At 71.6% G+C, this 18,629-nt stretch carries 20 protein-coding genes; 10 read left to right on the forward strand and 10 right to left on the reverse strand.

The window, feature by feature from the left end; genetic code table 11:
• Positions 1-141 precede the first annotated feature (141 nt).
• The 4 genes from menB to AB0I59_RS14735 all read left to right on the forward strand — a co-directional run bounded on the left by menB (position 142) and on the right by AB0I59_RS14735 (position 4,286).
• Positions 142-972: a 1,4-dihydroxy-2-naphthoyl-CoA synthase gene (gene menB / locus AB0I59_RS14720; protein WP_061258602.1), complete on the forward strand. Its 831-nt coding sequence runs from the start codon at positions 142-144 to the stop codon at positions 970-972.
• A complete protein-coding gene (locus AB0I59_RS14725; RefSeq protein WP_061258601.1) occupies positions 972-1,907 on the forward strand; it encodes an o-succinylbenzoate synthase in 936 nt (311 codons plus the stop codon). The genes menB and AB0I59_RS14725 overlap by 1 nt, the downstream gene beginning before the upstream one ends.
• Positions 1,904-3,568, forward strand: a complete 1,665-nt coding sequence (gene menD / locus AB0I59_RS14730) for a 2-succinyl-5-enolpyruvyl-6-hydroxy-3-cyclohexene-1-carboxylic-acid synthase (RefSeq protein WP_358132909.1) — start codon at positions 1,904-1,906, stop codon at positions 3,566-3,568. Before AB0I59_RS14725 ends, menD begins: the two co-directional genes overlap by 4 nt.
• 88 nt (positions 3,569-3,656) lie before the next feature.
• Entirely contained in the window at positions 3,657-4,286 is a 630-nt protein-coding gene (locus AB0I59_RS14735; RefSeq protein WP_061258599.1) for a DedA family protein, read from the forward strand.
• Here the strand turns inward: AB0I59_RS14735 and AB0I59_RS14740 are convergent.
• Positions 4,273-5,016, reverse strand: coding sequence for a GntR family transcriptional regulator (locus AB0I59_RS14740; protein WP_061258598.1), 744 nt, complete (start codon positions 5,014-5,016; stop codon positions 4,273-4,275). The two genes, AB0I59_RS14735 and AB0I59_RS14740, sit on opposite strands and share 14 nt — an antisense overlap.
• Before the next feature lie 121 nt (positions 5,017-5,137).
• Between AB0I59_RS14740 and AB0I59_RS14745 the strand changes: the two genes are divergently transcribed.
• Complete coding sequence (locus tag AB0I59_RS14745) at positions 5,138-6,250, forward strand: winged helix DNA-binding domain-containing protein (protein WP_358132912.1); 1,113 nt, start codon at positions 5,138-5,140, stop codon at positions 6,248-6,250.
• A 61-nt stretch (positions 6,251-6,311) separates the two neighbouring features.
• On the forward strand, positions 6,312-6,962 hold the full coding sequence (locus tag AB0I59_RS14750) for a YigZ family protein (protein ID WP_358132914.1): 651 nt from the start codon (positions 6,312-6,314) through the stop codon (positions 6,960-6,962).
• Here the strand turns inward: AB0I59_RS14750 and AB0I59_RS14755 are convergent.
• The gene (locus AB0I59_RS14755) at positions 6,937-8,166 is read right to left on the reverse strand and encodes an isochorismate synthase (protein WP_358132916.1); all 1,230 of its coding nucleotides are present in this window, start codon (positions 8,164-8,166) and stop codon (positions 6,937-6,939) included. The two genes, AB0I59_RS14750 and AB0I59_RS14755, sit on opposite strands and share 26 nt — an antisense overlap.
• A 152-nt stretch (positions 8,167-8,318) precedes the next feature.
• Here AB0I59_RS14755 and AB0I59_RS14760 point away from each other — a divergent pair, with 152 nt between their 5' ends.
• A complete protein-coding gene (locus AB0I59_RS14760) occupies positions 8,319-9,128 on the forward strand; it encodes an SGNH/GDSL hydrolase family protein (RefSeq protein WP_061258595.1) in 810 nt (269 codons plus the stop codon).
• A 63-nt stretch (positions 9,129-9,191) separates the two neighbouring features.
• Here the strand turns inward: AB0I59_RS14760 and AB0I59_RS14765 are convergent, their stop codons facing one another.
• The 3 genes from AB0I59_RS14765 to AB0I59_RS14775 are packed head-to-tail and all read right to left on the reverse strand — an operon-like array spanning position 9,192 to position 11,504.
• The gene (locus AB0I59_RS14765; RefSeq protein ID WP_358132918.1) at positions 9,192-9,797 is read right to left on the reverse strand and encodes a response regulator; all 606 of its coding nucleotides are present in this window, start codon (positions 9,795-9,797) and stop codon (positions 9,192-9,194) included.
• Complete coding sequence (locus AB0I59_RS14770) at positions 9,794-10,927, reverse strand: sensor histidine kinase (RefSeq protein WP_358132920.1); 1,134 nt, start codon at positions 10,925-10,927, stop codon at positions 9,794-9,796. The genes AB0I59_RS14765 and AB0I59_RS14770 overlap by 4 nt, the downstream gene beginning before the upstream one ends.
• Positions 10,928-10,937: 10 nt before the next feature.
• Entirely contained in the window at positions 10,938-11,504 is a 567-nt protein-coding gene (locus AB0I59_RS14775; protein ID WP_358132922.1) for an ABC transporter permease, read from the reverse strand.
• On the opposite strand from AB0I59_RS14775, the gene AB0I59_RS14780 reads away from it, so the two are divergent.
• Positions 11,503-11,646, forward strand: a complete 144-nt coding sequence (locus tag AB0I59_RS14780; protein WP_358132924.1) for a hypothetical protein — start codon at positions 11,503-11,505, stop codon at positions 11,644-11,646. The two genes, AB0I59_RS14775 and AB0I59_RS14780, sit on opposite strands and share 2 nt — an antisense overlap.
• 17 nt (positions 11,647-11,663) lie before the next feature.
• Here AB0I59_RS14780 and AB0I59_RS14785 read toward each other — a convergent pair whose 3' ends face one another.
• The gene (locus AB0I59_RS14785; RefSeq protein ID WP_358132926.1) at positions 11,664-12,563 is read right to left on the reverse strand and encodes an ABC transporter ATP-binding protein; all 900 of its coding nucleotides are present in this window, start codon (positions 12,561-12,563) and stop codon (positions 11,664-11,666) included.
• A 127-nt stretch (positions 12,564-12,690) separates the two neighbouring features.
• Positions 12,691-13,425, reverse strand: a complete 735-nt coding sequence (locus AB0I59_RS14790; protein ID WP_358132928.1) for an alpha/beta fold hydrolase — start codon at positions 13,423-13,425, stop codon at positions 12,691-12,693.
• Between the two features lie 42 nt (positions 13,426-13,467).
• Here AB0I59_RS14790 and AB0I59_RS14795 point away from each other — a divergent pair, with 42 nt between their 5' ends.
• A complete protein-coding gene (locus tag AB0I59_RS14795; RefSeq protein ID WP_061258589.1) occupies positions 13,468-14,409 on the forward strand; it encodes a helix-turn-helix transcriptional regulator in 942 nt (313 codons plus the stop codon).
• A 63-nt stretch (positions 14,410-14,472) separates the two neighbouring features.
• Here the strand turns inward: AB0I59_RS14795 and AB0I59_RS14800 are convergent, their stop codons facing one another.
• The 3 genes from AB0I59_RS14800 to AB0I59_RS14810 all read right to left on the reverse strand — a co-directional run bounded on the left by AB0I59_RS14800 (position 14,473) and on the right by AB0I59_RS14810 (position 17,592).
• Entirely contained in the window at positions 14,473-15,582 is a 1,110-nt protein-coding gene (locus AB0I59_RS14800; RefSeq protein ID WP_063818870.1) for a glycosyltransferase family 4 protein, read from the reverse strand.
• A 205-nt stretch (positions 15,583-15,787) separates the two neighbouring features.
• Positions 15,788-16,438, reverse strand: a complete 651-nt coding sequence (locus tag AB0I59_RS14805; protein WP_061258587.1) for a class I SAM-dependent methyltransferase — start codon at positions 16,436-16,438, stop codon at positions 15,788-15,790.
• 128 nt (positions 16,439-16,566) lie between these two features.
• Entirely contained in the window at positions 16,567-17,592 is a 1,026-nt protein-coding gene (locus AB0I59_RS14810; RefSeq protein ID WP_082777271.1) for an Rv2578c family radical SAM protein, read from the reverse strand.
• A gap of 401 nt (positions 17,593-17,993) precedes the next feature.
• On the opposite strand from AB0I59_RS14810, the gene AB0I59_RS14815 reads away from it, so the two are divergent.
• The gene (locus AB0I59_RS14815) at positions 17,994-18,473 is read left to right on the forward strand and encodes a hypothetical protein (protein WP_061258586.1); all 480 of its coding nucleotides are present in this window, start codon (positions 17,994-17,996) and stop codon (positions 18,471-18,473) included.
• Positions 18,474-18,629 lie beyond the last annotated feature (156 nt).

The raw sequence follows: 18,629 nt of genomic DNA on the forward strand, positions 1-18,629 counted from the left end.
ATGTCCGTGGACCTGGGCGCCGCCGGGTTCGCCGCTGTGTTCACGGGGCTTGTGTTCGCGACTGATGGGCACGGTCGTAAGGTTAGTCCCGGCAGACGGAACCGCCGGTGAACGGGCGGATCGCTGGAGTGAGGAGCGAGTGTGACGAGCGGCGTCGACTGGAAGCGGTCAGGCGAGTACGAGGACATCATCTACGAGACCGCCGAGGGCATCGCGAAGATCACGATCAACCGGCCGGAGCGTCACAACGCGTTCCGCCCGACGACGCTCTTCGAGCTGCGGGACGCGTTCAACACGGCCCAGGAGGACACCGCCGTCGGTGTGATCATTTTCACCGGTGCCGGCGACCGGGCGTTCTGCTCCGGCGGTGACCAGAAGATCCGCGGTGACGACGGCTACGTCGACGAGACCACGCACGGCATGGGCCGCCTGAACGTCCTCGACCTGCAGGTGCAGATCCGGCGCTGCCCCAAGCCCGTCATCGCGATGGTCGCGGGCTACGCGATCGGCGGCGGCCACGTGCTGCACGTCTGCTGTGACCTCACGATCGCCGCGGACAACGCCAAATTCGGGCAGACCGGCCCCAAGGTGGGCTCGTTCGACGGCGGATACGGCTCGTGGCTGCTGGCCGAGACCGTCGGCCTCAAGCGTGCGCGCGAGATCTGGTACCTCTGCCGGCAGTACGACGCCGAGACCGCCCTGCAGTGGGGCCTGGTCAACGCGGTCGTCCCGCTGGAGCGCCTGGAGGAGGAGACCGTCCAGTGGGCGCGCGAGCTGCTGGAGAAGTCGCCGCTCGCGCTGCGCATGCTCAAGGGCGCGCTCAACGCCGTCACCGACGGCGCCGCGGGCATGCAGCAGTTCGCCGGTGACGCGACGCTCCTCTACTACATGAGCGAAGAGGCCCAGGAGGGCCGCGACGCGTTCAAGGAGAAGCGCACCCCGGACTTCGCGAAGTTCCCGCGCCGCCCCTAGTGCACGTCTTCCGTATCCCGATGACCCTGCGGTTCCGGGGGCAGACCGTCCGCGAGGGCGTGCTGATCCACGGGCCCGCCGGGTGGGGGGAGTTCTCACCCTTCCCCGAGTACGGCCCCGCCGAATGCGCCCGCTGGCTGGCCTGCGCGAACGAGGCCGCGTTCGACGGGTGGCCGGAGCCGCTCCGCGCCTGGATCCCGGTCAACGCCACCGTGCCCGCCGTGGGCCCGGAGAAGGCCTTCGAGATCGTCAGGCTCTCGCACTGCGGGACCGCCAAGGTCAAGGTCGGCGAGCGCGGGCAGGACTTCGCCGAGGACATGGCGCGGGTCGAGGCCGTACGCGACGCGATCGGCCCGGCGGGCCGGGTCCGGGTGGACGTCAACGGCGGCTGGGACGTCGATTCCGCGGTCCGCAGGCTCAAGGAGCTCGACCGGTTCGACCTGGAGTACGCCGAGCAGCCGTGCGCCACGCTCGACGAGCTCGCCGAGGTCCGGCGGCGGGTCAACGTCCCGATCGCGGCCGACGAGTCGATCCGCCGTGCGGAGGACCCGCTCAAGGTGCGCGCGGCGGAGGCGGCGGACATCGCCGTGATCAAGGTGCAGCCCCTCGGCGGGGTGCGGGCCGCGCTGCGCGTCGCCGAGGCGTGCGGTCTGCCCGTCGTCGTGTCGAGCGCTGTCGAGACGTCGGTCGGCCTGGCGGCGGGGCTGGCTCTAGCTGCCGCATTGCCCGAATTGCCGTACGCTTGCGGCCTCGGGACGATGCCTTTGCTCAGCGGTGATGTCGTCACGGACTCCCTCGTCCCCGTCGGCGGGGCGATAGCCGTACGACGTCCGGAGGTGGATCAGCGCGCCCTCGCGGCGTATGAGATCGAGTCGCCCGCCTGGAAACGACGGATGGAGGAGGCCGCCGGAACGGCCGGAGAGGGGCGGCAGTGAATCCCGCCACCGCGCTTGCCACGGTGCTGGTCGACGAGCTGGTGCGTTGCGGGGTGACCGACGTCGTCCTCGCTCCCGGGTCCCGGTCGGCGCCGCTGGCCCTGGCCGTGCACGAGGAGCCGCGGGTGCGGCTGCACGTGCGGATCGACGAGCGGTCGGCGTCCTTCCTCGCGCTCGGGCTGGCCAAGCGCTCGGAGCGGCCCGTCGTGATCATCTGCACGTCGGGCACCGCGGCGGCGAACTTCCACCCCGCCGTGATCGAGGCGTCCGAGTCCGGCGTGCCGCTGCTCGTGCTGACCGCCGACCGGCCGCCGGAGCTGCGCGGCACCGGCGCGAACCAGACCATCGACCAGGTCAAGATGTACGGCTCGGCGGTCCGCTGGTTTGCCGAGGTCGGCGTGCCGGAGGACCGGCCGGGGCAGGCGGCCTACTGGCGGTCGCTCGCCTGCCGTGCCTACCAGCGGGCGGCGGGGCCGCCGGATCCGGGGCCGGTCCACCTTAACCTGGCCTTCCGCGAGCCGCTGATCCCTGACGGTGACGGCTCGTGGTGCGAGTCGCTCGACGGAGACGCGGGCGGCGCGTGGATCAGGGCGAGGGTGGCGCCTCCCGCGTCCGCGCTGCACATCCCGCCGACCAGGCGCGGCGTGCTGGTCGTGGGCGACGGAGCGGCGGGCGTCCGCAGGTACGTCGCGGCAGCCGGGATGGCCGGCTGGCCGGTGCTCTCCGAGCCCAACGGCGGCGGCCGCTACGGCGACCACGCCATCTCGACCTATCACTTCCTGCTGGGGAACCCCGAGTTCGCCAAGGCCCACCGGCCCGACGTCGTCGTGACGCTCGGGCGTCCCGGACTGTCGCGGCCGCTGCTGTCCTGGATCCGCAGGGCCGAGGAGCACATCGTGGTCGCCTCGGACCTGACCCGCTGGCCCGACCCGACCAGGTCGGCGACGCAGGTCGCGCAGGCGGTGGAGATCCCGGTCACCTCGGGAGACGACTCCTGGCTGCGGTCGTGGCGGCACGCCGAGCACGTCGCCAGGGAGGCGATCGACGCGGTGCTCGACTCCTCGGGCCTGAGCGAGCCGAGGGTGGCGCGCGACCTGGTCGAGCTGCTGCCCAACGGGTCGTTGCTGTTCTGCGGTTCCTCGATGCCGATCAGGGACCTGGACCAGGCCATGCGACCCCGCCGGGGGCTGCGCCTGATGGCGAGCCGCGGCGCGTCCGGCATCGACGGGCTGGTGTCCACGGCCATCGGCGCCGCGCTGGCGCACAACGGCCCGTCGTACGCGCTGATCGGCGATCTGACGCTGCTGCACGACCAGAACGGGCTCATCCTCGGCCCCCAGGAGCCGCGGCCCGACCTGTGCCTGGTCGTGGTCAACAACGACGGCGGCGGGATCTTCTCGCTGCTGCCGCAGGCGGCCGTGGGCGACCCGTTCGAGCGGATCTTCGGGACGTCCCACGGGGTCGATCTGGAATATCTCGCCGCCTCGACCGGCCTGCCGTACACGCGGGTCGAGGACCTCGACGAGCTGCCCAGGGCCGTCAAGGGGGACGGCATGCGCCTGGTCGAGGTGCGCACGCGCCGTGACGCCAACGCCGCGGTACACGCCGCCATGGGCGAGGCCGTACGCTCCGCGATGATGGCGAGTGCTACCGGAGACTGACCCGCGGTGGTCCTCGCGATGGATGTGTCATTGCCGGGGCGACGGCAGAATGGAGCGTGCCCGACCCGCCCCATTTATGAGGAGTGACATGCACATCGAGGAGTGGCTGCAGACGATCCCAGCCGTCTGGGTCTACATCCTCGTCGGTGTGGTCATCGGGCTGGAGAGCCTGGGTATCCCGCTTCCCGGTGAGATCGTCCTGGTCAGCGCGGCGCTGCTGTCGTCCAAGGGCGTGGTCAGCCCGATCGTGGTGGGGGTGTGCGCCAGCGCCGGGGCGATCATCGGCGACTCGATCGGCTACTACATCGGCTGGAAGGGCGGCCGGCCGCTGTTCGACCGGTTGGGGCGGAGGTTCCCCAAGCACTTCGGGCCCGCCCACATCGCGAAGGCCGAGCGGCTCTTCGACCGGTGGGGCATGTGGGCGGTGTTCTTCGGCCGGTTCGTGGCCCTGCTGCGGATCCTCGCCGGTCCGCTGGCGGGCGCGCTGCGCATGCCGTACTGGCGGTTCCTGATCGCCAACGTGCTCGGCGGCGTCGTGTGGGCGGGCGGCACCACGACCGCCATCTACTATCTGGGCGTCGTGGCCGACAAGTGGCTGAAGGGCTTCTCCTGGGTCGGGCTGGTCGCCGCCCTGCTCTTCGGCCTGGGCACCACGGTCTGGCTCAAGCGGAAGGTCCGGGCGGCCGAGGACGAGCCGCAGTCCGTCACCGCTCGATGAGCGTGACCTCCAGCGAATAGTGCGATGCCCGATAGAGGTGGGAGCCGTGCTCGACGGCCCTTCCCTGGTCGTCGTAGGTCGTGCGGACCATCGTCAGCAGGGGAGCGCCGCGCCGCTCATCGAGGAGGCGCGCCTCGGACGGGGTGGCGGCACGGGCGCCGATCCGCTGGTTGGCGACCCGCATCCTGACCCCGGCCGCGCGCAGCAGCTCGTACAGCCCGCGCTCCTGGAGCGACGTCGCGGAAAGGTCGGCCAGCCCGAGCGGCAGCCAGTTGTGGAGCAGGGCCAGCGGCTCTCCCGCGGCGTAGCGGAGCCGTTCGATCCTGAGCACCTCGGTGCCCTCCGGCAGCGCGAGGACCGCCGCGACGCTCTCGTCGGCGGGCTCGGTGTCGATGGACAGCACCCGGGTGGCGGGTTCCTGCCCGGACCGCCTGAGGTCGTCGTAGAGGCTGGTGAGCTCCACCGACCGCTTGACCTGGCCGTGGACGACCTGGGTGCCGACACCGCGCTTGCGGACGAGCAGACCCTTGTCCACCAGGTACTGGATCGCCTGGCGGATGGTGGGACGGGAGAGCCCGAGCCGGTCGGCGAGCTGGATCTCGTTGTCGAGCCGGGAGCCGGGAGCGAGGTCGCCGCGCCGGATCGCCTCCGAGATCTGCTCGGCGACCTGGAAGTAGAGGGGGACGGGGCTCGACCGGTCAAGGTCGATGTCCAGGCGCTCGGAAGTCACACGTCGAGGTTAGCGGACATCAGAATGTCCTGACGAAACGGTCCGTGTCCGTTGGATGCCCGCTTATGGTGACGATGCGCGGGGCGGCCGTCTGTCGGTGGAGGGGTGTAGAACATCGGGCGTGACTCTTCACCTGACCTGGCCCCAGGTGCTCGCATGGCGGCTGGAGCGCCAGTTCGTCGAGCCGGCCGCCGGATCCGGACCCGTGATGATCGCCCGTCGGCTGTGCGGGGTGCAGGCCCAGGTGGCCTCCTCCGCGGAGCTGGCGCTGGCGGTGCGGTCGGCCGACCCGAGATCCGGCGCGGTGGACGAGGCGCTGTGGGAGGACCGCACGCTCGTCAAGACGTGGCTGATGCGCGGAACGCTGCACCTGGTCCCGGCGGACGAGCTGGCGACGTACTGCGCGACGCTGGGCGCGCTGCGGTTCTGGGAGAAGGGGTCATGGCAGCGGGGGCACGGGGTCACCGCCGCCGAGGTCGAGGCGATCATCGGCGCGGTGCCGCAGGCGCTCAAGGGGCGCTCCCTGACCCGCGAGGAGCTGGTCGAGGCCGTGACCGAGGTCACCGGCGACGGCCATCTGTGTGAGGCGCTCACCTCCGGCTGGGGTGCGCTGCTCAAGCCGCTGAGCTTCCTGGGGGAGCTGTGCTACGGCCCGCCCCGCGACGGGCGGGTGACCTTCGCCCGGCCCTCCGACCGGCTGCCCGGCTGGCCGGACGCGCCGCCGTCCGCGGAGGAGGGGGGCACGGCCCTCGTGCGCGCGTTCCTGGGCGTACACGGCCCGGCCACCCCTGAGATGTTCGACGGCTGGCTGTCGCGGGGCACGATGCGCAAGGCGGTGCTGCGCGGGTGGTTCCGCGACCTCGGCCCGGAGCTCGCCCAGGTCGAGGTGGAGGGAGCGCCCATGGTGGCGCTCGCCGAGCACGTGGACACGCTGGCCGCCGCCCGGCCGTCGGAGTCCGTGCACCTGCTGCCGGGGTTCGACCAATACGTGCTGGGCGCTCCGCGCGGCCTCGACGCTCTGCTGCCCGCGGCTGCCCGGGCCAAGGTGAGCCGGGCGGCGGGCTGGATCTCCCCGGTCGTGGTCCACCGGGGGAGGGTGGCCGGGGTGTGGGAGGCCAAGGACGGGCGGCTGGCCGTCGAGCTGATCGATCCGGTGCCGGGAGGGCCGCTGGAGGCCGCCGCCGAGCGGATCACCGCGCTGCTCGGCCGTCCCGCCGAGCTCGTCGTCGGGTGAGCGGACCCCGCGGTGTAATGAATCTACATTGTAAAGGCGGTGGGCTGGCTACGCTGGCGTGATGCCCTCCTACCTGACCATCACCGATCCCATCGAGCACGAGACCGAGGTTCGCCGCTCGCGGTTCATCTGCGCGCTCGCTCCTGTGGGGACGGAGGAGGAGGCCAGGGCGTTCATCGCCGGCCGCAGGCGGTTGTACGGCGACGCCAACCACAACTGCACGGCGTACGTGATCGGGTCGCGGGCACAGAAGGCCGACGACGACGGGGAGCCGGGCGGTACGGCCGGCACGCCGATGCTGGAGGTGCTCAACCGGCGCGGCTTCGCCGACGTCGTGGCCGTGGTCACCCGCTACTTCGGCGGCGTGCTGCTCGGGGCGGGCGGCCTGGTCCGGGCGTACGGCGGCGCCGTGGGGGAGGCGCTCGACCGCGCGACGAGCGTGCGGATGGTCCCGGCGACGATCATGTCAGTGGTGGTCGACCACGCGCACTCGGGGCGGCTGGAGAACGACCTGCGCGCCTCGCCGTACCCTGTCCGGGCCGTGGACTACGGCGCGGACGTCACGTTCGAGGTGGCGGTCGCCGACGACGCGCGGGGCGGGTTCGCCCGCTGGCTCGCGGGCGTGACGGCGGGGCGGGCCATCGCCCTTCCGGGCGATGGCGTCCACCTCAGGGAGGACCGGGCGGTCAGCTCTCCAGAGCGGAGCGCATGACGCGGAACTTGGCGTGGGCCTCGGCGAGTTCCGCGACCGGGTCGGAGTCGCCCATGATGCCGCACCCGGCGAAAAGGCGGGCGCGGTTGCCGGAGATCTGCGCGCAGCGCAGGGCGATGCCCCATTCGCCGTCGCCCCTGGCGTCGATCCAGCCCACGGGCCCGGCGTAGCCGCCGCGGTCCATGCCCTCCAACTCGCGGATGACGTCGAGGGCGGTGCCGGTGGGCGTGCCGCCGACCGCCGCCGTCGGGTGCATCGCCGCCACCACGTCGAGGACGGAGGCGCCGTCGGACAGCCGACCGCTGACCCGGCTGGCGAGGTGCTGCACGTTGGGCAGCACGAGCAACTCGGGTTCGTCCGGCACGTCGAGCGTGGAGCACAGGGGAGCGAGGGCCTCCCTGACCGAGCTGACGGCGCAGACGTGCTCGTACCGGTCCTTCGGCGACGCGTACAGGGCCGCGCCTCGGGCCAGGTCCTCGGCGGGCTCGTCGGCGCGCGGGGTGGTCCCGGCGAGGACGAGCGACTCGATGGCGTTGCCCCGGTGCCGGACCAGCAGTTCCGGTGTCGCGCCGGTGAGGCCGTCCACCGAGAAGGTGTAGCACTCGGGATAGCGGGCGGACAGCCGTGACAGCAGGACCCGGACGTCGATGTCGTTCTCGGCGACGGCCGTCAGGTCGCGGGCCAGGACGACCTTGTCGAGCCTTCCGTCGTTGATCTGCTGGACGGCCCTGGCGACGGCGTGCTGCCATTCGGGAGCGGTCAGCGAGCCGTCGCCGTACCGGATGCGGCCCGGCGGGGTGGGAGGTGTCCTGAGCTCGGGGCTGTGATCGTCCGCACCGATCGTGGTGAGCCAGGCGCGGCCGCCCCTGCGGGCGAGCACCACGCGCGGGACGACGAGGGTCGACCCGGGGGCGTCCGCCTCGAAGGTGAACGAACCGAAGGCGACGGGCCCGGAGCCGGGCGTCGCCACGTCGTCGTCGATGCGCGCGTCCCGGAAGAGCGACGACACCCAGTCACGGGCCCGGCGGAACCGGTCCGGGCCCGGGGGGATCGTGGCGCGGGCGGCTTCGCCCCAGCCCACGAGCCCTTCTCCGTGCCGGATCCACGCGTACGGCGCGGCGTCAGGCAGGCAGGAGACGAGCTCTCCGGGATCGCTGACGGAGACCGTGCGCACCACGAGGGGGCGGATGAGAGCGACACTCACTTGAACCACTTTACGCAGAAACTGAACGTGTTCGACATGAGCCCCCCTTCGCGGGACCCCTTGTCAAGCGGTGATAGGAAGTTGGTCACGGAAGACACGCCTTCCCCGGAGGTGATGGAGCAGGCCAGGCGAGGCTCCCTACCTTTGGGCGCATGAAGATCGCGTCCGTTCTCGCCGTCGCGGCCCTCCTGCTGCCGGGCACGGCGTACGCCCAGACCAGTCCGGTGGTGATGGCGGCGCTGGGCGACTCGATCAGCGCCGGGTTCAACGCCTGCGGCTGGTACGTCTCCTGCGCCTCACGGTCCTGGTCCACCGGGGACGACGCCGAGGTGAACAGCCACTATCTGCGGTTGCGCGAACTGGTCCCGGCGGTAGCGGGACACAACGTGAACCTCGCGGTCCCGGGATCGACGAGCGCGGACCTCGCCGGGCAGGCCCGCGCGGCGGTCGCGAAGGGCGCCGCGTACGTCACGATCCTGATCGGCGCGCAGGACGCGTGCGTGGGCTCGGAGAAGGACATGACGCCCGTGGACGTCTTCGGGCGGCGCGTGGACGAGGCGCTCGCCGTGCTGCGGCCGACCGGCGCGCGGGTGATCGTCGGCAGCATCCCCGACCTCCAGCGGCTGTGGTCGGTGGGGAAGGCGAGCATGGTCGCGCGGGCCTTCTGGACGGTCGGGCACATCTGCCCGTCGATGCTGGCCGAGCCCTCCTCGACCGCGCGGAAGGACCGGCTCCGGCGCGAGCGGGTCAGGGCGCGGGTCATGGCGTACAACGAGCGGCTGGGGGAGTCCTGCCTGGCGTACGGCCCGGCCTGCCGTTATGACGGCGGCGCCGTCTTCTCCTTCCCGTACACGCTCAAGCACGTGAGCGCGTGGGACTACTTCCATCCCAGCGGCGACGGCCAGCGGGCACTCGCCAAGGTGACGTTCGACGCGGCGTTCTCCGGCGGCGCGCTCGTGTGACCGTCGCCGGAACGCGACGGCGTCAGGTTGTGCCGGGCGCCGGAGCGGTGGGCGCGGCGCGGGTCAGAGCCAGCCGTTGTGCCTGGCCTGGCGCGCCGCCTCGATCCGGTTGCGGGTGCCGGTCTTGCCGATCGCCGACGACAGGTAGTTGCGCACGGTGCTCTCCGAGAGGTGCAACCGGGCGGCGACGTCGGCGATCGTGGAGCCGTCGCCGGCGGCGGCGAGCACGTCACGCTCCCGGTCGGTGAGCGGGCTCGGCCCGGTGCTGAGCGCCGCCGCCGCGAGCGCGGGGTCGATGACCCGCTCGCCGCCCAGGACCCGGCGGATCGCCGCGGCCAACTCCTCGACCGGCCCGTCCTTCACGAGGAAGCCGTACGCGCCCGCCTCCATCGCCCGCCGGAGGTAGCCGGGCCGCCCGAACGTCGTCAGGAACAGCACCCGGCACTCCGGGAGGTGTTCGCGCAGCTCGGCGGCGGCGTCGAGGCCGCTCTTCCCGGGCATCTCGATGTCCAGGAGCGCGACGTCCGGCCGCTCGCGCAGCGCCGCCGGGAGCACGCCGTCCCCGGTCGGCACCTGGGCGACGATCTCGATGTCTTCTTCGAGGCCGAGCAGCAGGGCGAGCGCGCCGCGCATCATGCCCTGGTCCTCGGCCAGCAGGACCCTGATCATGCGTTCAGGCTCACCTGCAGCCGGAACCCGCCGGAGGGCGGGGAGTCGGTGGACAGCCGCCCGCCGGCCGCCCGGACCCGCTCACGCAGACCTGTGAGGCCGTTTCCCTGTCCTCGCGGCCGCGTCTGGTCGTTCCTGCCGGGGAGGCCGCCGCCGTCGTCCGTGACGCGCAGCACCATCCCCTCGTCCAGTTCGATCTCGCACCGGGTCGCCCCGCTGTGCCGGATCACGTTCGTCACCCCTTCTCGTACGGCCCAGCCGAGCAGCGCGTCCGTCTCGGGCGGGAGGTCCAGGGACGGCGTGCGGATCGTGAGGGCGATCCCGGCGTCGGCCAGCGCCGTACGCGCGGAGTCCAGTTCGGCGGCCAGGCCGCGGCCCCGGTAGCCGGTGACGGCGGCGCGAACCTCGGTCAGCGCCTCGCGCCCGATCCGCTCGATGTCGGCGGCCTGCCCGGCCGCCGCCTCGGTGTCCCTGGGGATCAGGCGGCGTACGGCCTCGGCCTTGACGACGATGACCGACAGGGTGTGGCCGAGGAGGTCGTGCAGGTCGCGGGAAAAGCGCAGCCGCTCCTCGGTGACCGCCGCCTCGGCGAGCTCCTGCCGGGTGCGCTGGAGCTCGCGGATGGCCTCCCACAAGCGGATGATCATCGCGGGGATCAGGCCCGAGCAGAAGATGCCCCAGTCCAGGGTGAGGACGGCCGCGAGTCCGGCTCCCCGCCACCACGCGATCGCGGCGGCGGAGGCGCAGAGCACGAACAGCAGGAACGGCATCGTCCTGTTCCTGACGGTCACACCGAGCGCGACCGCCAGGACGAGCAGGAGGTAGAGCCAGTTGTCGCCGAACGCGGCGGCGCTCGGGAGAACGACCACGGCCAACAGGGGCAGCCAGAGGCGCCGTGCCCGGTGGTTGTCGGCGAAGGCGAGGCGGATCGTCACGATGTAGAGCGCGGTCGTGAGACCCACCGCGGTCCAGGCGAGCCAGAGCGGATGGGAGCGCCCGTGCGCGATGTCCCACACCCCGCCGGTGGCGAGCAGGACCCATACGTACATGCCCTTGGCGTCCGGGCCGCGCTCTCCCTCGCTGAGCGGGTTCAGCCAGGTATCTCGGTCGGAGGCCGGGTTTGCGCCCATCTGCCGCTCTTCAGGCTGTCTTGCCCGCACGGCGGTAACCGTACATGGCGTAGAGGCCGAAGACGACCAGCCAGCCGGCCAGGATCGCGATCTCGCGGAGGGCGGGCGCCTCGCCGAACGCGGCGTGCCAGGAGAGCGCGGCGTAGCTGTTGGACGGCGTCCACTCCGAGATCGCGCGCAGCCAGCCGGGGAACCCGGTGGCCGGGATCCACAGGCCGCCGAGGATGGACAGGCCCAGCATCGTGGCGAGGTTGGCCATCGCCGCGGTCTGCCCGGTCAGGCGGTATCCGTTGCCCAGGCCGAGCAGGGAGAAGGGTACGGTCCCGACCCACAGCAGCACGATGATCTCCAGCCACTGGCCCGGAGTGAGGGTGACGTGGTTGACCAGCGCACCGGTGAGCAGGACGGCGGCGATGCTCGGGACGACGCCCAGCACGCCGGTGGCGACCTTTCCGGCGACGACCTGAGCAGGCGTCATCGGGGTGAGCCTGAGCTGGCGCAGCCAGCCAGCCGCGCGGTCCTCCGCGATGCCGCTGCCGTTGTTGAACGCGCTGCCCAGCGCGCCGTAGGCGGCCATGCTGACCATCGTGAAGATCGCCGCGTCGTTGCTTGTCGCCCTGTGCCAGACCGAGGTTGGTGAAGAGCAGGTACATCACGACGGGCATGACCACGCCGAAGACGATGTAGCCGCCGTCCCTCACGGACCTGATCAGCTCTAGCCGGATATATCCCCACATCACGCGTTCTCCTTCGCGAGCGGTCCGGTGGCGGTGAGGGCGACGAAGGCGTCCTCCAGGTCCGCCGGGGTCACCTCGATGTCCCGTACGGCTCCCGCCCGGGCGAGGGCCATGACGGTCGCGTCGGGGTCGGAGCTGTGCAGGCGGGCCCGGTCGCCGGCGACCTCCATGCGGGTCACGCCGGGAAGCCGGCCCAGCCAGGCGGCCTCCCCGCCCACGGTCACGCTGACGGTGGTCATCGCCACCTCGCGCTTGATCTCGGCACTGGTGCCGTCCGCCGCCACCCGGCCCCGGTTGATCACGATCACCCGGTCGGCCTGCTCGTCCGCCTCCTCGAGGTAGTGCGTGGAGAACAGGATCGTCCTGCCCCGCTCGGCGAACCCGCGCATGCTCGCCCAGAGCTCGCGCCTGGCCTCGACGTCGAGCGCGGCGGTCGGCTCGTCGAGGACGATCAGCTCGGGGTCGCCCGCGATGGCCATCGCGAACCTGACCCGCTGCGCCTGGCCGCCGGAAAGCCTGTCCACGCGCCGGTCGCGCAGCCCGGTGAGCTGGGCGAGAGCGAGGAGCCGGTCGAGCGGGAGCGGTTCCCGATAGGTCCGGGAGACGAAGGACAGGAGTTCACGGACGGTGACCCTCGTGATGATCCCGCCCTCCTGCGGCATGGCGCCCACCCGGCCGTGCCGTACGGCCTGCTCGGGGTCGCGGCCGAAGAGGGAGACCGTTCCGGAGTCGGGCGGGAACAGCCCGAGGAGCATGCCGATCGCGGTGGACTTGCCCGCGCCGTTGGGGCCGAGGAGGGCCACGGTCCGGCCCCGGGGGATGGTGAGGGTCAGCCCGTCCACGGCCCGGGTCGCGCCGAAAGTCTTGGTGACGTTCGCCAGGGATACTGCGTTTTCCATGGTCAGAACGCTACGGAGGCGAGGCTTTCGCCCATAGATAAAAGCATCCCGGGTTCCGTGGGACAAATGTCCTGCTGTGCTGTGCGCGGCGCCCGCGCGGGCGGGCGCCGCGCGGCGGGCCCGCCGATCAGGTCCCGGGCGTGATCTCGGCGAGCAGCGCCGCCGTGTCGGCGGGGCGGGAGAGCATCGGCCAGTGGCCGGTGGGCAGCTCGCGCAGCTCCCACTCCGGTCCCGCCAGCGGCGCGAAGAAGGGGTGCCCCTGGGCGATCAGACCCCTGACCTGGTCGAGCGGGAATGAGCAGCTGATCAGGGTCTTGGGCAGCGCGTCGAACGCGCCGGTGAGGCGGAGCGGCCCGCTGATCGTGCCCAGCGGGTGGTCGGTCGCGCGCGAGGCCATCAGCTCGCGCTCCGCCGGTCCAAGACCGTCGAGGCTGGATCCGGACGCCTCCATGTCGTCCCACGACAGGAAGGGATAGCGCCATTCGTCCTTGAGGCGGGCCTCGACGAACTCGCGCGCCATCATGTCGATCGGGGCGACGCCGTCCGGCACCGGTCCGCCCTCCAGGTAGACCACCCGGCCGATCCGGTCCGCGACCCGGTCGGCCGCGCCGGTCACCGCCGCGCTGCCGCCGCTGTGCCCGACGAGCACGACGTCGCGCAGATCCTCGTACGCGATCAGGTTGGCGATGTCGTCGATGTGGGTGTCGAGCGTGAGCTCCGGCGAGGCCAGATGGGATCGGTCGGCCAGGCCGGTGAGCGTCACGGGACAGGCGGTGTGGCCGCTCGCGCGCAGTGCGGACGCGACGCCCTGCCACACCCACGCGCCGAGCCAGAGACCGGGAACCAGTACGTATGTCGTCATGGGTCGACAGTAGAACCGAATCAGGTCAGAATCGGTCCTGATATGTCCACGAATCGTGTTCTGGCGTTCCTCGAACTGCTGCAGGCGCGTCCGGGGATCACCGGGCCCGAGCTCGCCGCCCGGCTGGAGGTGGACGAGCGCACCGTGCGTCGCTATGCCGTAAGGCTCGGCGACCTGGGCGTACCGGTCGAGGCGGAGCGGGGGCGCTACGGCGGCTACCGGCTGCGGCCCGGGTACAAGCTGCCGCCGCTGATGTTCGGCGACGACGAGGCGGCCGCCGTCGTCCTCGGCCTGCTCGCGGGCCGCCGTACCGGCCTGTCGGTGGGGGAGGCGGCCACCGAGAGCGCGCTGGCCAAGATCCAAAGGGTACTGCCCGAGGCGTTGCGCGAGCGCGTACGCGCGGTCGAGGAGACGGTGGACGTGACGTCACGGGCGGCGGACGCCCCGCGCCCCGCCGCGGCCACACTGCTCACACTCGCCGACGCGGCCAGGCGCCTCCGCCGGGTGCGGCTCTCCTACCGCTCCTACCAGGGGAGCGAGAGCGAGCGGACGCTCGACCCCTACGGGCTGGTCTTCCATTCCGGCCGGTGGTACGTCACCGGGCACGACCACCGCAGCGGGGAGGTGCGGACCTTCCGCGTGGACCGGGTGTCCGGCGCGGAGGTCACCGACGACGACTTCGCCGCACCCGGCGGGTTCGATCCCGTCGCGCACGTGCTGGAGTCCCTCGCGGGCGTGCCGTACAGGCACGAGGTGGAGGTCGTGCTGGCGACGAGTCTCGAGGAGGCGCGGCGCCGCATCCCGCCGACGGTCGCGGCGCTCACCGAGGTCGACGGGGGAGTGCGCATGACGGGCCGCGCCGAGCGGCTGGACGGCATGGCCCAGCTGCTCGCGGGCCTCGGCTGGCGCTTCACCGTGATCAGGCCGGAGGAGTTGCGGGACGAGGTGCGCGCCCTCGCGCGGCGACTGCTCGACGGGACCTGACCCCGCCGCACCCGGGGGAGGACACGTCAGGAGGTGGCGGCGGGTGGCAGTGGTGGAGGCGCGTCAGGGCTGTCCGCCCGGGTCCCCGGTCAGGCCGTGGAGGAGTTCCTCCCAGCGTGCTCCCACGACGTCGATGTCGTAACCCGCGGCCTTGTCCGCGGCGTTGGCGCCGAGCTTTCTGCGTCGCTCCTCGTCCTCGATGAGCAGGCAGATCGCGTCGGCCATCGCGTGGATCTTCTCCGGCTTGACCAGCAGTCCGTCGTGATCGTGGGTGATCAGCTCGGCGGGGCCGGTCGGGCAGTCGTAGCTCACGACGGGCAGGCCCTTGCTCATCGCTTCCAGGATGACCATGGGCATGCCCTCACGGCGCGAGCTGAGCACGTACATCGACGCCTGGGCGAGTTCGCTGCCGACGTCGTCGACCGATCCCATGAGCAGCACCTTCGCGGTCAGCTCCCGCTTGTCGATCGCCGCCTGCAGCTTCTCGCGGCGGGGGCCGTCGCCGAAGATGCGCAGCGTCCAGTCGGGATGCCGGGCCGCCACATGCGCCCACGCCCGGATCAGCAGGTCGTAGCCCTTTCCGTAGGTGAGACGGCCGACGGCGACGACGGTCTTCGCGGTCAGAGGGGAGAGGCCGCCCTTCAACCTGGTCACCGCGTTGGGCATCTGCGCGAGCAGGCGCGGCCGGGTCTTGAGTGCCCGCTCGTACGCCTGGAGGTCGGACTGCGTCAGGGTGACCACGGCGTCGAGCCTGCCGTAGCGGCGGGTGATCTGCTTGCGCAGCTCAGGGCCGTGACCGCCCAGGTTGCCGTGCTCCTGAGCGATCGTGATGATCTCCGGAGGCGCGACCAGGGACATGATCAGGTTCAGGCCGGGTCTGGTTCCGATGAGGACGCCGCGCCGCCGCCCGCGGATGTACCGGATGAGCTTGAGATCGGTACGCAGCGTGAACCAGTGGTGGGCCGCCTCCTCCTTGGGGATCAACCTGCTGGGGAAGCGGGACAGCAGCCCCTTCCTGCGGGGAAGGCGGTCGTCCAGGTAGCGGATGCGGACGCCCGGCGGGACCGGGAAGAACGGCTCCTCACGCTCCCGGACCACGCTCACGATTTCGACGTCGTGTTCCCGGGCGAGATATCCGGCGAGGTTGAACACCGTCCGGATCGTTCCGCCCATCCCGTTCGCGTGCAACAGGAGAATGCGTACCTCGTGTACGTTTCGTGGCTCGGCGTGCCGCGCGCGGCTACTATCGCGCGCCTCTCGTATTTTGACCGCCGAACGCCGCAGAATCCCCGTAAACGACAAAATGCTTCCCCGTCCGATTTCGGTTCTTATCCCTATTTCCTAGGACGAAGAGGCATGCCTGAAAGGTTGATGTGAACTACATCACAATACGATCACGGAGGCTCCACACCGTCGTGCGCTTGTATGGAACGTCCTCCAACACTGCGGGAACCAGGTGGACACTCGCCGGCGTGAACCGGTCGCGCGGCAGGTAGGAGCAGGCGCGCTCGGGATCGCCCGCCAGCACGGTCCGCCCCGCCGCCGCGCCCGCTGATCGTGTACGGAGAAGGAACGGCATGACGCGCCCGGTGAGCGCCGCGTCGTAGAAGGCGTCGCCCACCAGCACGACGTCCTCCCCGGGTGTCGTGGAGAGGATGTCGCCCGGGCGGACCGTGACGGCGGTGTCGTTGGCCCGGGCGTTGAGTGCGATGGCGGCCACGGCGTGCGGATCGATGTCATTGGCGATCACGTGGGCGGCGCCCGCCATGGCGGCGGCGATGGCGACCAGGCCGGACCCCGAGGCCAGATCGAGCACGGTCCGGCCTCTGACCAGCTCGGGACGGTCGAGCACGTGCCGGGCCAGCGCCTGCCCGCCCGCCCACGCGTAGGCCCAGTACGGCAACCCGCCGGTCCGTTCCCAGAGCCCGAACACCTCGTCCTGCGCCTCCGCCGGCGCCAGGTGCAGCCGGATCTCCGGGACGTACGGCACGGCCGTGAGCCGCGTGTGCGCCCGCACCAGATCGTCCATGCCCGCGCCTCCCTGTGCCGCACTCTAGGCCGGCCGCTCTTCAGGTCAGCCGGCAAACCAGTACTCCGGCGACGGTTGGGATCATGGATGAGATCCACGCTGATGATGGCATGCGGCGGGCGGTGGCCTCACATGAGGGTGAGCTGCTCCGGGGCGGCAGGTCGCGGGCGTTCCCGGACGGCGCGCACCGCACGGCTCGCCGACCGTCCGACGCCATGGCGCCGGGCCAGCTCGCCCACCTCGCGGCCGATCCGCTCCTGGTACGCCTTCGGAGCGTAGGCGCCCCTGCCGTACAGCTCCAGGTAGCGGGGGACGAGGCGCGGGTGCTCGCGGGACAGCCAGGCGAGGAACCACTCGCGGGCGCCGGGCCGCAGGTGCAGCACGATCGGCGCGATGTGCGTGGCGCCCGCTTCCGCGATCTCCCGCACGGTCGCGTCCAGCGCCTGCGGGGAGTCGGTGAGGTAGGGGAGGATCGGAGCCATCAGCACGCCACAGCGGATGCCGCGCCGGTTGAGTGTGGCGCAGACGTCCAGCCGCTTGCGCGGGGCGGGCGTACCCGGCTCCACCGCGCGCCAGACGTCCTTGTCGGTGAAGCCGACCGACACGGCGGTGCTCACGTCGGTGACCTCGGCGGCCTCGGCCAGCAGGTCGAGGTCGCGCAGGATCAGCGAACCCTTGGTGAGGATCGAGAAGGGGTTGGCGGCATCCCTGAGCGCGGCGATGATGCCGGGCATCAGTTCATATCGCCCCTCGGCCCGCTGGTAGCAGTCGACGTTCGTCCCCATCGCGATCGCCGCGCCCCGCCATTTCGGCGCGGCCAGCTCCTTGCGGACGAGATCGGGCGCGTTGACCTTCACCACGATCTTGGAGTCGAAATCCCGCCCGGAATCCAGATCGAGATATTCGTGCGTGCGCCGCGCGAAGCAGTAGACGCAGGCGTGGCTGCACCCCCGATAGGGGTTGATGGTCCACTCGAACGGAACGTGGCTCGCCCCGGGCACCCGGTTGATGATCGACCGGGCGTGGATCTCGTAGAACGTGATGCCCCTGAACTCGGGGGTGTCGAACGTCCTGGTCACCGCGCCGCGGGCGAACAACGGGGTGACCGGATCGCCCTGGCCCGAGTCGTCCAGCCGCAGATTGTCCCAGCGCATAGGTCGATTAGAACAAAAATTCGAGACAGTCCGCAACGCGGCTCCACAGGGTCGTGGGACGACGAGCCGTCGGGGCATGGCGGGTGGTGGCGCGAACGCGGGCGCCGGGCACCCGGAGTTCCGCGAAGCGGTGGTCCATGGAGAAGCCGATGCGAACAAACGGTAATCCGCCCCGACCGGGCCCTTTGCCGCTTACGGGTGACCACCGGCCGTGGGCGTCCCTACCGTTGGGGTAGGTCGACACGCCGTTTCGGCGTCATCCCGGGAGACCGATTCGACGCTCCGTCCGTCCGTACACACCGGCCCGCGGCCCCGCCGCGTCGCTCCGCGGACCCGACACCACGAGATCCGGTCCCGCCACCGAGCAGGGGCGGGGAATCGTCACGCACGGAGTGATTGCCATGCTCAGATACACACTCGCCACCGGCGTGCTGGTGGCCTCCGCCGTCGTCCCCATGGCCGTACTCGCCCAGCCGGCGCACGCCGCCGTCGCGACTCAGGCGGCACGCCCCACCTCGACCGCCACGGATGGAGACGACTGCTGGTGGCGGAAGGGCTGCATGTACTGCAGGGAGAACGGCGAGGCCGTCCGCATCACCTGCAGCGAGGGGAGGCGCGAGCGCGAGCGCGGTCTCGTCGAAACGAAGCGCGAGCGCGCTCGCCATCGTGCCAGGCTCGAACGCGAGCGCTACCTGCACGGCGGTTATCGAGCACGGGAGCGCGAGGAGCATCGCCGTCGTGCCGAGCGCCACCGCGAGCGCTACCTGCAAGGCATCGAGCGACAGCGCCGCGAGCGCGAGCGCACGCGCGCGGAGAATCGCCGTCGTGCCGAGCGCGCGCGCGAAGAGTACTACGCGACGCACCCTCATCACCGGCGGTGAGTCTTAGGACGATCCGTCGCTCAGGCTGGAGCCGGGCCTGGTCCGGCGGATTCATGCCGTGGGCGCGCGGGGGGGCCCCCGCGGCGGCGGGGGGGGTGGGGGGTCCAAGGGGAGTGTGGGGGGGTGCCCGCGCCCCCCCCGGAACAGGGGGGCTGG

It is taken from the genome of Microtetraspora glauca, from assembly GCF_040656155.1.
Classification (GTDB): Bacteria; Actinomycetota; Actinomycetes; order Streptosporangiales; family Streptosporangiaceae; genus Microtetraspora; species Microtetraspora glauca.